The following is a 12,353-nucleotide window of genomic DNA, read 5'->3' on the forward strand; positions in this document are numbered from 1 at the left end:
CCTAGGACGCCCCGGGTCCGCCCGGGGCGTCCTCGTGGCGGGCCCGGCTCGGCTGCACCCGTTTCGGCTCTCCGGGCATCTTCGGGTACTCCGGCGGATACGGCAGGTCGCCCAGGCCGTGGTCGTGTTCGTCGCGGCGGGCGAGTTCGAGGAGGGGCTCCAGGGAGAACGCGTGGTCGTCCATGTCGGCGTGCACATCGCCGAGTTCGGCGTACCGGGCCGGCATGGTCGCGAGGTCGAAGTCGCTCGGGTGGGCGTCGCCGACCTCCTCCCAGCGCAGCGGCGCGGAGACGGGCGCGTGCGGACGGGGCCGTACGGAGTAGGCGGAGGCGATGGTGCGGTCGCGGGCGGTCTGGTTGTAGTCGACGAAGATGCGCTCGCCGCGCTCCTCCTTCCACCACTTGATCGTCACCTGCTCCGGCAGCCGCCGTTCCATCTCCCGGCCGACGGCGATGGCGGCGCGCCGGACCTGGGTGAAGGTCCAGCGGGGTTCGATCGGCACGAAGACGTGCAGACCACGGCCGCCGGAGGTCTTGGGCCACCCGCGCAGTCCGCCGAACTCCTCCAGCACCGCCCGCAGTTCGTAGGCGGCGTGGACCGCGTCGTCGTAGTCGGTGCCGGGCTGCGGGTCGAGGTCGATGCGCAGTTCGTCGGGCCGGTCGACGTCGTCGCGGCGCACGGGCCAGGGGTGGAAGGTGAGGGTGCCGTACTGGGCGGCCCACAGGACGGCGGCCTCCTCGGTCGGGCACATCTCGTCGGCGCTGCGGCCGCTGGGGAAGGTGATGTGGGCGGTCGGGATCCAGTCGGGCATGTTCTTGGGCGCCCGCTTCTGGAAGAAGGACTCGCCGGTGACTCCGTCCGGGTAGCGCTCCAGGGTGGTGGGGCGGTTGCGCAGCGCTCGCAGGATGCCGGGGGCGACCGCCTGGTAGTAGCGGGCCAGGTCCAGCTTGGTGAAGCCGCGCTCCGGGAAGAAGACCTTGTCGGGGCTGGACAGCCGTACCGTCCGGCCGGCCACTTCCAGTTCCACCGCATCGCCCATGCGAGCCACGGTAGACACACCTCCGACACCTCGCATCAGCTCGCGGGCGGCTCCCGGCGGCTCGCACACCGGGCGGTCCCCGCGATCCTCGCGCAGAATCGGACCATGGATCTGCCGGTGATGCCGCCCGTGAAGCCGATGCTCGCCAAGTCGGTGGCGACGATTCCGCCGGGGATGCAGTACGAGGCGAAGTGGGACGGTTTCCGGGCGATCGTGTTCCGCGACGGTGCCGAGATCGAACTGGGCAGCCGCACCGGAAAGCCGTTGACCAGGTATTTTCCGGAGCTGGTGGAGGCGTTGCGGGAGCGGGTGCCGCAGCGGTGCGTGCTGGACGGGGAGATCGTGATCGCCCGGGAGGGACGGCTCGACTTCGACGCTCTCACGGAGCGCATCCACCCGGCGGACTCCCGGGTGCGCACACTCGCCGAACGGACCCCGGCGTCGTTCGTCGCCTTCGACCTGCTGGCACTCGCCGACCGATCGCTCCTGGACGTGCCGCTGAGCGACCGGCGTGAGCTGCTGACCGAGGCCCTCGCCGGGGTGACGGCGCCCGTGCACGTGGCGCCGGCGACGACCGACGCCGAGGTGGCGCGGCAATGGTTCGAGGAGTACGAGGGCGCGGGCCTGGACGGGGTGATCGCCAAGCCGCTCACCCTGCGGTACCGCCGGAACGAGCGCGCCATGTTCAAGGTCAAGCACGAGCGCACCGCGGACGTCGTCGTCGCCGGATACCGCTTCCACAAGAGCGGACCGGTGGTCGGCTCGCTGCTGCTGGGCCTGTACGACGACCGGGGCGTCCTCCAGCACGTCGGCGTGTCGGCCGCCTTCGCCATGAAACGCCGGGCGGAGCTGATCGAGGAGCTGGAGCCGCTGCGCATGGAGGACGCGACGGGCCATCCGTGGGCGGCCTGGTCGCAGGAGGCCGCGCACGAGTCGGCCCGGCTGCCCGGGGCGCCGAGCCGCTGGTCGGGCAAGAAGGACCTGTCCTGGGTGCCGTTGCGGCCCGAGCGGGTGGTCGAGGTGGCGTACGACCACATGGAGAACGGGGCGCGCTTCCGGCACACCGCACGCTTCCGCCGCTGGCGCCCGGACCGCACCCCGACCAGTTGCACGTACGCGCAACTGGAGGAACCGGTGCGCTACGACCTGTCGGAGATCCTCGGGGCGCCGCCCTCGACGTGATCCACAAGCGGTTGCCCGCGGTTTCGCATCGGTCGTGATCCACAAGCGTTTGCGTGCCGCTCGTGATCCACAGTGGGTTTCAGACACAACGTGATGCGCAACCGGTTTCGGACTCATCACTGATCCGCAACCGGTTGCGGGCTCACCTCTCATCCGCAACCGGTTTCACCCTCACCTGATCCGCAAGCGGTTTCGGGCTGACCTCTGATCCGCAAGCGGTTTCGGGCTAGTCCCTGAGCCGGAACCGGTTTCGCGCTCCCCCGACTCGCAACCGCCTTCACGGCGTCATCAGGACCTTCACCGCGCCGTCCTGCTTGCGCTGGAACATCTCGTACGCGTGCGGGGCGTCCGACAGCGGCACGCGGTGGGTGGCGAAGTCGTCGACGCCGAGCGGGTCCTCGTCGGTGAGGTACGGCAGGATGTCGTCGATCCAGCGGCGCACGTTGGCCTGCCCCATGCGGATCTGGAGCTGCTTGTCGAACATGGTGAGCATCGGCAGCGGGTCGGCCATGCCGCCGTAGACGCCGACGAGGGAGAGGGTGCCGCCGCGACGCACCAGCTCGATGGCGGTGTTCAGGGCGGCGAGCCGGTCGACGCTGAAGCGTTCCGCGAGCGGGCCGCTCAGTTTCCGCGGCAGCATGGCGGAGGCGTTCTGGATCATGCGGGCGGCCGCGCTGCCGTGTGCCTCGGTGCCGACGGCGTCGATCACGGCGTCCGGGCCGCGACCGTCGGTCTCGTCGCGGATCGCGGCGACGAGCTCCTTCTCGCTGTCGAAGCTGCGCAGGTCGTACGTCTCCACGCCCCGCGCCCTGGCCCGGCGCAGCCGGTCGCCGACCAGGTCCACGCCGAACACCCGGCCCGCTCCGCGCACCTGTGCAATGCGGCAGGCCATGTCGCCGATGGGGCCGAGGCCGAGCACCGCGACGGTGCCGCCCTCGGGAATGTCGGCGTAGGCGACCGCCTGCCAGGCGGTGGGCAGGACGTCGGAGAGGTACACGAAACGGTCGTCGGGCGGCCCCTCGGGCACCTTGATGGGACCGAACTGGGCCTGCGGTACACGCAGATACTCGGCCTGGGCACCGGGCACCGCCCCGTACAGACGGGTGTAGCCGAACAGGGCGGCGCCCATGCCCTCGCCGGTGACCTGGGTCGTCTCGCACTGGGTGGGCAGCGCGTTGAGGCACATCCAGCAGTTGCCGCAGGCGATCTGGAACGGCACCACGACCCGGTCGCCGGCCTTGAGGTCGGGTACTGCGGCGCCGACCTCCTCGACGATGCCCATGGGCTCGTGGCCGAGGATGTCGCCCGGGGTCATGAACGGGGTGAGCACCTCGTACAGGTGCAGGTCGGAGCCGCACAGGCCGCTGGACGTGATGCGGATGACGGCATCCGTCGGTTCCTGGATCGTCGGGTCGGGCACGGTGTCCACCCGTATGTCCCGCTTGCCCTGCCAGGTCACTGCCTTCATCGCGCCGCGCTCCCTCCGCCGACCGGCCCGTCCCGGCTGGTCCGGGGGTACCGGATCCTGACTGCGGCCCGGGTACCCGACCCCCCGGCCGCGAACCGCGACGCCCGCCGCTCGTGACCACAGCCCCACGCAGCCCCAGCCCTCACCGACCGCACCACGCACGCCCGCGCCATCCGCACGCGTGCATCACCCGCACGCCCGCCCCACTCACGCAGCCTGCACAGCCCGCACAGCCCGCATCCACGCATAGCCACTCTCGAACGGACGAGCGCACAATCGAGAGACGAAACGGGGGTGGCCATGACAGGCACGAGTCGTTCAAGACGTACCCGAGATCCCAGACGTACCCAAGATCCCGGACGTACCCGAGATCCCGGACGTACCCGAGATCCCGGACGTCCGCGAGATCCGAGACGTCCGGGTCACCCGGCGCGCGCGATGCGCGCGATGCGTGCCGGGCCCTCCGCGGTGGCCGCGGCGCTGCTGGCCGTCGTACTGGCGATCGGCCTGGCGGCGGGCTGCACGACGACCCGCGAGCCGTCGCCGGACGACGACGGCCGGAGCGCGTCGCAGCAGCCGAACCCGAGCGGGAGCACCAGTCCCTCGGCCGTCGTCGGCTCCGTGCTCGCCGTGAAGATCGACAACGCTCCCGGCGCCCGGCCGCAGACCGGCCTCGACTCCGCGGACGTCGTCTACGTCGAGCAGGTCGAGGGCGGGCTGAGCCGGCTGATGGCCGTGTACGCGACCACGATGCCGAAGGCCGTCGGTCCGGTGCGCAGCGCCCGCGAGTCGGATCTGGAGCTGCTGGGCCAGTTCGCACGGCCGGTGCTGGCGTTCTCCGGGGCGCAGGGCAAGCTGCTGCCGCTGATCGACCGGGCGCCGCTGGACGCCGTCACGCCCGAGGACGCGGCCGGCGCCGGGGCCTACTACCGGGGCACCGACCGGGCCGCGCCGCACAACCTCTATGTGCGCCCGGGTCGCCTGCTGCCCTCCGCGCCGGGCTCCGCGGCGCTGACCACCGGGTTCCGCTACGGCACCGCGCCCTCCGGCGGCACGGCACAGCCCTCGCTCACCGTGCGCTACCCGGCGGCCCGCTTCGCCTTCACCTGGTCCGCGAGCCGGGGGCGCTGGCTGGTCTCGACGGACGGCGCGCCGACGGTGACGGCCGGCGGGCAGCGGGTGGCCCCGGCCACGGTGGTGGTGCAGTACGTGAAGGTGCGCGCCTCGGGCTTCCACGACTTCCTCGGCAACAACACGCCGTACACCGAGACGGTGGGCTCGGGAAAGGCGCAGGTGCTGCGCGACGGACGCCGTTACGACGTGCGCTGGCAGCGGGCGACGGCCACGGACGGGACGGACTTCACGACCGACGACGGCGCCCCGGTCGCCTTCGCCGAGGGCCAGGTGTGGGTGGTGTTCGCGCAGGCGCCCTGAGGTCGCGCGGCCCGACGGCGCGCGCGGACGCCCTGGTCAGGACGGCGCGACCAGGGGTTCCGCCGGGTTGCGCAGCCCCTCCGCCGCGTCCGATACGCGCTGGATGAGCTCGAGGAACAGGGTCTGTTCCGCGGCCGAGAGCGGAGACAGGAAGACCTGGTTCATCCGGGCCGTGCGCACGGTGAGCCTGCGGTGGGTGCGCAGTCCCTCGTCGGTGAGTCCCAGCAGGAAGCGGCGCCCGTCCTGCGGGTCGCGGGCCTTGTCGAGCAGTTCCCGGCGGATGAGTCTGCTGATCACCTCGGCGATGGTGGAGCGGTCGAGCCCCACCCGCTCCCCGACCGTGCGCTGGTCCAGGCCCGGCTCGGCGACGAGCGCGTTGAGGACCGCGAACTGCGGTGAGGTGATCTCCTCGGAGACCATCGTGTTCCACAGCAGGTAGTGCGCCTGCTGGAGCCGCCGGGCCAGGTGCCCGGGGTGGCTGGTGAGATCCACCGCGGCCATGTGCGCTCCTCAGCGTGAGATTTCGTCGGTGCACTGAACGATACCGCGTGTGACCGATCGAGTCTCGTGGCTGAGTGACCCTTGTCAGACCTGCGGCCTGGGGTCTTGACTGCTCCATGCTGCGGTGGCAGCGTGTGGGAAACCTCGGAGAAATAATCAGTGCCCTGATTAATTGACGGCCGGGGGCGCGTGGAAGAGATGGGGCTTCACGGATGGACAAGGTGGTCGCCACGGCCCTGGAGGCGGTGGCCGACGTGCCCGACGGCGCGTCTGTGGCAGTGGGTGGATTCGGGTTGAGCGGCGTGCCGAACGTCCTCATCCAGGCGCTGTACGAACGGGGCGTCACCGGACTGTCGGTCGTCTCCAACAACTGCGGCGCGATGGAGTCGGGCCTCGCGGTGCTGCTGGCCGCCGGGCGGATCGCCCGGGTAACCGGTTCCTACATCGGCGCGAACAAGGAGTTCGCCCGCCAGTACCTCTCCGGTGAGCTCGAGGTCGAGATGATCCCGCAGGGCACGCTGGCCGAGCGGCTGCGGGCCGGCGGCGCCGGGATCCCCGCCTTCTACACCCCCGCGGGCGTGGGCACCCAGGTCGCCGACGGCGGCCTGCCGTGGCGTTACGACGGCGAGGGCGGCGTCGCCCTGGCCTCGCCGCCGAAGGAGGTCCGGGAGTTCGACGGTGCGGAGTATGTGCTGGAGCACGGTATCCGCACCGACTTCGCGCTGGTCAGGGCGGCGAAGGGCGACCGGCACGGCAACCTGGTGTTCAACAAGTCCGCCCGCAACTTCAACCCGCTCTCCGCCATGGCCGGACGGATCACGATCGCCGAGGTCGAGGAGCTCGTCGAGCCCGGTGAGATCGACCCGGACGCGGTCCATCTGCCGGGCGTCTTCGTGCAGCGCGTGATCGCGCTGACGCCGGAGCAGGCGGCGGACAAGAGGATCGAGCAGCGGACGGTCTCCGCGCCCGCGGCAGAGGGAACGGTGAGCGAGTGATGGCCTGGACACGTGAGGAGATGGCCGCCCGCGCCGCGCGCGAGCTGGAGGACGGCCAGTACGTCAATCTCGGCATCGGACTGCCGACCCTCATCCCCAACTACCTCCCGGCGGACGTCGAGGTGGTGCTGGAGAGCGAGAACGGCATCCTGGGCACCGGCCCCTATCCCACCGAGGACGCCGTCGACCCGGACCTGATCAACGCCGGCAAGGAGACCGTGACGGTACTGCCGGGCGCGTCCTTCTTCGACTCGGCGCTGTCCTTCGGCATGATCCGCGGCGGGCACATCGACGTCGCCGTGCTCGGCGCGATGCAGGTGTCCGAGCGCGGCGACCTGGCGAACTGGGCGATCCCCGGCAAGCTGATCACCGGGATCGGCGGGGCGATGGACCTGGTGCACGGGGCCCGTACGGTCATCGTCGTCATGACCCACACCGCCAAGGACGGCAGCCCCAAGATCCTCACCGACTGCGCGCTGCCCCTGACCGGGAAGCGTTGCGTGAACCGGATCATCACCGACCTGGGCGTCCTGGACGTCACCGAGGAGGGGCTGGTGCTGGTGGAGACCGCACCGGGCGTCACCGCCGACGAGATCGTGACGAAGACCGCCGCCAAGGTCCGTCTCGCCGAGGAGATCCCGTCATGAGCGACAACGGCAACCGCCTCAAGACCGTGTACGTCGTCGACGCGGTCCGCACCCCGATCGGCCGCTACAACGGCACGCTGGCCTCGGTCCGCCCGGACGACCTCGCCGCGCACGCCATCCGTGAACTCATCGCCCGTACCCCCGCGTTGGACCCCTCCCGCATCGAGGACGTCTACTTCGGCAACGCCAACGGGGCCGGCGAGGAGAACCGCAACGTCGGCCGGATGGGCGCGCTGCTCGCGGGCCTGCCCACCTCCGTGCCGGGGGTCACCGTCAACCGGCTGTGCGCCTCCGGCCTGGAGGCGGTCATCCAGGCGGCCCGCGCCATCGCGGTCGGCGACGCCTCCATCGCCGTCGCCGGCGGTGTGGAGTCGATGACCCGCGCGCCGTACGTGCTGCCGAAGTCGGACCGGGCGTTCCCCGCCGGGCACAGCGAGCTGTACTCGACGACGCTGGGCTGGCGGATGGTCAATCCGCGGATGGACCCGCAGTGGACGATCCCGCTGGGCGAGTCGGCCGAGCTGATCGCCGACAAGCACAAGATCGGCCGCGAGCAGCAGGACGAGTTCGCCCTCGCCAGCCACCGCAAGGCCGCCGCGGCCCAGGAGGCGGGCTTGTTCGACGCCGAGCTCGCGCCCGTGTCGATCCCGCGCCGCAAGGGCGACCCGGTGGTGTTCGGCGCCGACGAGTGCGTACGGGCGGACGCCTCGCTGGAGGCGATGGCGAAGCTCAGGCCGTCGTTCCGGACGGAGGAGGGGACGGTGACGGCGGGCAACGCCTCGCCGTTGAACGACGGCGCCGCGGCCCTGCTGCTGGTGGACGAGGAGGGGTTGAAGGCCACCGGACGTGAGCCGCTCGCCCGGGTCGGTGCCACCGGGGTGTCCGCGATCGATCCGCAGTACTTCGGACTGGCTCCCGTCGAGGCCGTCAACCGTGCGCTCGCCAAGGCGGGCAGGGGATTCGCCGATCTGTCGGTGCTCGAACTGAACGAGGCCTTCGCGGCCCAGGTGCTCGGCTGTGTGGCCGAGTGGCCCGAGTTGGACCCGGCGGTCCTCAACCCGCAGGGCGGCGCGATCGCCCTCGGTCATCCGCTCGGCGCCTCCGGCGCCCGTCTCGCCGGCACGGTCGCCCACCAGCTCGCCCGTCGGGGCTGCGGCGTCGGCGTCGCCACCCTCTGCATCGGCGTGGGCCAGGGCCTCGCCCTCGTCCTCGAACGATAAGAAACCCAGGAAGTCCCATGACTCTCACGCAAGCCGACATCGACCAGGAGATCGCGGCCGAGCACGCCGCGTACGAGAAGCGGCTCGCCGGCGGCGCGCCCGTCGAGCACCAGCCGCGCCGCGACTACGCGCCGTACCGCTCCTCCGTCCTGCGCCACCCGAAACAGCCGCCGGTCGCCATCGACGTCAGCAAGGACCCGGAGCTGGTGGAGCTGGCGTCCCCCGCCTTCGGCGAGCGGGACATCACCGAGATCGACAACGACCTCACCCGGCAGCACAACGGCGAGCCGATCGGTGAGCGGATCACGGTTTCCGGCCGGTTGCTGGACCGCGACGGGCGTCCGATCCGCGGTCAGCTGGTCGAGATCTGGCAGGCCAACTCGGCGGGCCGCTACGCCCACCAGCGCGAGCAGCACGACGCCCCGCTGGACCCGAACTTCACGGGTGTCGGCCGCACACTGTCGGACGACAGCGGTTTCTACCGCTTCACCACCGTCCAGCCGGGCCCCTACCCGTGGCGTCAGCACGTCAACGCCTGGCGGCCGGCCCATATCCACTTCTCGCTCTTCGGCACGGCGTTCACCCAGCGGCTGGTGACGCAGATGTACTTCCCGAGCGACCCACTGTTCCCGTACGACCCGATCATCCAGTCGGTGACGGACGACGCGGCCCGGCAGCGGCTGGTCGCCACCTACGACCACAACCTGTCGGTGCCGGAGTTCTCCATGGGCTACCACTGGGACATCGTGCTCGACGGGCCGCACGCCACCTGGATCGAAGAAGGACGCTGACCTGCCATGACGAAGATCGACACGAGCCGTCCGGAGACCGTGCTCCCCACTCCGTCGCACACGGTCGGCCCGTTCTACGGCCACGCCCTGCCGTTCCCCGGCGGCGGTGACATCGCCCCGCTCGGCCACCCGGACACGATCGCCCTCCAGGGCTATGTGTACGACGGGGAGGGCAACCCGTTGCCGGACGCGTTTGTGGAACTGTGGGGCGCGGACCCCGAGGGCAATGTGCCGCAGGTGGACGGCTCGATGCGGCGCGACCCGTCGAGCGGCGGTTTCCTCGGCCGCAACGGCGTGGAGTTCACCGGCTGGGGCCGTATCCAGACGGACGCCAACGGCCACTGGTCCGCGCGGACCCTGCGACCGGGCGCGCGTGGGCACAGCGCCCCGTACCTGAGCGTCTGTGTGTTCGCCCGCGGGCTCCTCGTGCACCTGTTCACCCGGCTCTATCTGCCGGACGACGAGGCCGCGCTGACCGCCGACCCGCTGCTGACGCGGGTGGACCCGGCGCGCCGCGGCACGCTCATCGCCACGCGGGGCGAGCTGGGGACCTACCGTTTCGACATCCGCCTTCAGGGCGAAGGCGAGACGGTCTTCCTGGAGTTCCAGTGACAACTGCTCACCACGACGCCGGTCTGCTCGCCCCCGGGTGGACCGGCTCCCCCGCCGCGGCCGCGACCGGCGACAGCGCCTGTCTGCGGGCGCTGCTCGACGCGGAGGCCGCACTGACCCGCGCCCAGGAGGCGCTGGGGCTGGCCCCGCGGGGCGCCGGAGCGGCGGTCACCTCGGCCGCCGCCGACGGCGACTTCGATGTGCGCTCCCTCGCCGAGCGGGCCCGCGGCGGCGGGAACCCGGTGATCCCGCTGGTCGCCGATCTGACGAAGGCGGTCGGCGGGGAGTACGGCCCGTACGTCCACCGGGGCGCGACCAGCCAGGACATCATGGACACGGCGACGATGCTGGTCGCGGTGCGCGCCCTCGGCATCCTGCTGGCCGACCTCGACCGCGTCCAGCGGGCCCTCGCCCGACTGGCCGCCGCGCATCGCGACACGCCGATGCCGGGCCGGACGCTCACCCAGCACGCCGTGCCGACGACCTTCGGACTGAAGGCGGCCGGCTGGCGGTCTCTGGTGCTGGACGCGCGGGACCGGGTGACGGCGGTCCGGGACTCGCTGCCCGCCCAACTCGGCGGCGCGGCCGGGACGCTGGCGGCCTTCACGGCGTACGGCGCCACCGACGCGACCGCCCTGCCCGCCGCCTTCGCCGGTGAACTCGGGCTTCGGGCACCGCTGTTGCCGTGGCACACCCTGCGCACGCCGATCGCCGACCTGGCCGGCTGTCTGGCCCTCGCGGCGGGCGCGCTGGGGAAGGTCGCGACGGACGTCCTGACCCTCGCCCGCACCGAGATCGCCGAAGTGACGGAGGGCAGCGGCGGCGGTTCCTCGGCCATGCCGCACAAGGCCAATCCGGTGCGGTCCACGCTGATCGCGGCCGCCGCCCGGCGCGCCCCGCAGCTCGCGGCCACGCTGTACGGGTCCCTGGCGGCGGAGGACGAGCGGCCGGCCGGGGCGTGGCACGCCGAGTGGGAGCCGCTCAGAGACCTGCTGCGGCTGGCCGGCGGGGCCGCCCGGGACGCGGCCGAGCTGACCGAGGGGCTCCGGGTGGACGCGGACGCGATGCGGGCGCACCTCGATCTCACCCACGGGCTGATCGTCTCCGAGCGGCTGTCCGCCGCGCTGTCGGCCGCGCTCGGCCGGGCCCGCGCCAAGGAACTGCTCACCGAACTCGCCCGGCGCAGCTACGCCGAGGACCGTCCGCTGGGCGAACTCCTGGCCATGGAGCCCGATGTGAAGGACGTCGACCTCGGCGACCTCACCGACCCCGCCCGCTACACCGGCTCCGCCGGGAGCCTCACCGACCGTGCGCTGGAGCGACGTTGACCGAGAAGCTGCTCAACCACCGTGCCGAGGGTCCGACTTCCGCTCCCCCGCTGCTGCTCGGGCCCTCGCTGGGCACCTCGTACGCCCTGTGGGACAAGGTCGCTCCGGAGCTGTCCGCCACGCACCGGGTGGTCCGCTGGGATCTGCCGGGGCACGGGGGTTCGGCGGCCGACCTGATCGGCCCCGGGGCCACCATGGCCGACCTCGCCGGCCTGGTGCTGGCGCTGGCCGACTCGCTCGGCCTGGAGCGGTTCGCGTACTCGGGCGTGTCCCTGGGCGGCGCGGTGGGTCTGCAGCTGGCGCTGCACCACCCGGAGCGGGTGTCGTCGTTGGCTGTCATCTGCTCGTCGGCCCACTTCAACGGGTCCAAGCCGTGGGAGGAGCGGGCCGCGCTGGTGCGCCGCGAGGGGCTGGCGGGGCTCGCCGAGGGCGCGAACGCCCGTTGGTTCACACCCGGGTTCACCGTGCCGGGGCTGGTAGCCGACCACCGCGACGCGGACCCGGAGGCCTACGCGGCGTGCTGTGACGCGCTGGGCGCGTTCGATCTGCGCGAGCGGCTGCCGGAGATCGCCGTACGGACCCTGCTGATCGCCGGGCGCCAGGATCCGGCGACGCCGCCGGCGCATCTGCGGGAGATCGCGGACGCGGTGCCGGGCGCCACGCTGGTCGAGCTCCCGGGCGCCTCCCACCTCGCGCCCGCCGAGTGCCCCGAGGCCGTGCTGACCGCGCTGCGCGCCCATCTCGACGGCGGGGCCAAGCGGGGCATGGAGGTGCGCCGGGAGGTGCTCGGGGACGCGCACGTGGACCGGGCGCAGGCCGGGCAGAACGCGTTCACCGCGCGCTACCAGGACTTCATCTCCCGCTACGCCTGGGGCGAGATCTGGACCGACCCGACGCTGAGCCGCCGCGAGCGCAGCATGATCACGCTGACGGCGCTGGTGGCGCACGGCCACTACGACGAGCTGGCCATGCATGTGCGGGCGGCCCGGCGCAACGGGCTCACGCCCGAGGAGATCGGCGCCGTCCTGTTGCAGACGGCCGTCTACTGCGGGGTGCCGGCGGCGAACTCGGCGTTCGCGACGGCCCAGCGGGTGCTGGCCGAGGAGGACGGGACCGGCTGAGACGAGTACGGCCGA

12 protein-coding genes are annotated in these 12,353 nt (G+C 72.1%); 9 read left to right on the forward strand and 3 right to left on the reverse strand.

Going from position 1 to position 12,353, the window contains the following annotated elements; all coding sequences use genetic code 11:
- Position 1 precedes the first annotated feature (1 nt).
- Positions 2–1,039, reverse strand: coding sequence for a non-homologous end-joining DNA ligase (gene ligD, locus ACIRPU_RS30490; protein WP_355706200.1), 1,038 nt, complete (start codon positions 1,037–1,039; stop codon positions 2–4).
- A 105-nt stretch (positions 1,040–1,144) separates the two neighbouring features.
- Between ligD and ACIRPU_RS30495 the strand changes: the two genes are divergently transcribed.
- Positions 1,145–2,221, forward strand: coding sequence for an ATP-dependent DNA ligase (locus ACIRPU_RS30495; protein ID WP_403872874.1), 1,077 nt, complete (start codon positions 1,145–1,147; stop codon positions 2,219–2,221).
- Between the two features lie 277 nt (positions 2,222–2,498).
- Here ACIRPU_RS30495 and ACIRPU_RS30500 read toward each other — a convergent pair whose 3' ends face one another.
- Complete coding sequence (locus tag ACIRPU_RS30500; RefSeq protein WP_403872876.1) at positions 2,499–3,689, reverse strand: zinc-dependent alcohol dehydrogenase; 1,191 nt, start codon at positions 3,687–3,689, stop codon at positions 2,499–2,501.
- 447 nt (positions 3,690–4,136) lie between these two features.
- On the opposite strand from ACIRPU_RS30500, the gene ACIRPU_RS30505 reads away from it, so the two are divergent.
- Positions 4,137–5,123 carry a DUF3048 domain-containing protein gene (locus tag ACIRPU_RS30505; RefSeq protein ID WP_403872878.1) on the forward strand — a complete coding sequence of 329 codons (987 nt, stop codon included), beginning with the start codon at positions 4,137–4,139 and terminating at the stop codon, positions 5,121–5,123.
- Positions 5,124–5,159: 36 nt separating this feature from the next.
- Here the strand turns inward: ACIRPU_RS30505 and ACIRPU_RS30510 are convergent, their stop codons facing one another.
- The gene (locus ACIRPU_RS30510) at positions 5,160–5,624 is read right to left on the reverse strand and encodes a MarR family winged helix-turn-helix transcriptional regulator (protein WP_385553004.1); all 465 of its coding nucleotides are present in this window, start codon (positions 5,622–5,624) and stop codon (positions 5,160–5,162) included.
- A 212-nt stretch (positions 5,625–5,836) separates the two neighbouring features.
- Between ACIRPU_RS30510 and ACIRPU_RS30515 the strand changes: the two genes are divergently transcribed.
- From ACIRPU_RS30515 to pcaD, 7 genes are read left to right on the forward strand one after another with little or no spacing between them, the layout of a single operon-like run.
- Complete coding sequence (locus tag ACIRPU_RS30515) at positions 5,837–6,619, forward strand: CoA transferase subunit A (RefSeq protein WP_355706205.1); 783 nt, start codon at positions 5,837–5,839, stop codon at positions 6,617–6,619.
- Positions 6,619–7,266, forward strand: a complete 648-nt coding sequence (locus tag ACIRPU_RS30520) for a CoA transferase subunit B (protein WP_355706206.1) — start codon at positions 6,619–6,621, stop codon at positions 7,264–7,266. The genes ACIRPU_RS30515 and ACIRPU_RS30520 overlap by 1 nt, the downstream gene beginning before the upstream one ends.
- Positions 7,263–8,486, forward strand: coding sequence for a thiolase family protein (locus tag ACIRPU_RS30525; RefSeq protein WP_403872881.1), 1,224 nt, complete (start codon positions 7,263–7,265; stop codon positions 8,484–8,486). The genes ACIRPU_RS30520 and ACIRPU_RS30525 overlap by 4 nt, the downstream gene beginning before the upstream one ends.
- Positions 8,487–8,503: 17 nt before the next feature.
- The gene (pcaH, locus tag ACIRPU_RS30530) at positions 8,504–9,277 is read left to right on the forward strand and encodes a protocatechuate 3,4-dioxygenase subunit beta (protein ID WP_403872883.1); all 774 of its coding nucleotides are present in this window, start codon (positions 8,504–8,506) and stop codon (positions 9,275–9,277) included.
- 6 nt (positions 9,278–9,283) lie between these two features.
- The gene (gene pcaG, locus ACIRPU_RS30535) at positions 9,284–9,889 is read left to right on the forward strand and encodes a protocatechuate 3,4-dioxygenase subunit alpha (RefSeq protein ID WP_403872885.1); all 606 of its coding nucleotides are present in this window, start codon (positions 9,284–9,286) and stop codon (positions 9,887–9,889) included.
- Positions 9,886–11,217, forward strand: coding sequence for a 3-carboxy-cis,cis-muconate cycloisomerase (pcaB, locus tag ACIRPU_RS30540; protein ID WP_403872887.1), 1,332 nt, complete (start codon positions 9,886–9,888; stop codon positions 11,215–11,217). Before pcaG ends, pcaB begins: the two co-directional genes overlap by 4 nt.
- Positions 11,214–12,338: a 3-oxoadipate enol-lactonase gene (pcaD, locus tag ACIRPU_RS30545; RefSeq protein WP_403872889.1), complete on the forward strand. Its 1,125-nt coding sequence runs from the start codon at positions 11,214–11,216 to the stop codon at positions 12,336–12,338. The genes pcaB and pcaD overlap by 4 nt, the downstream gene beginning before the upstream one ends.
- Positions 12,339–12,353: the final 15 nt, after the last annotated feature.

The organism is Streptomyces sp. NPDC102259 (genome assembly GCF_044766465.1).
Taxonomy (GTDB): Bacteria; Actinomycetota; Actinomycetes; order Streptomycetales; family Streptomycetaceae; genus Streptomyces.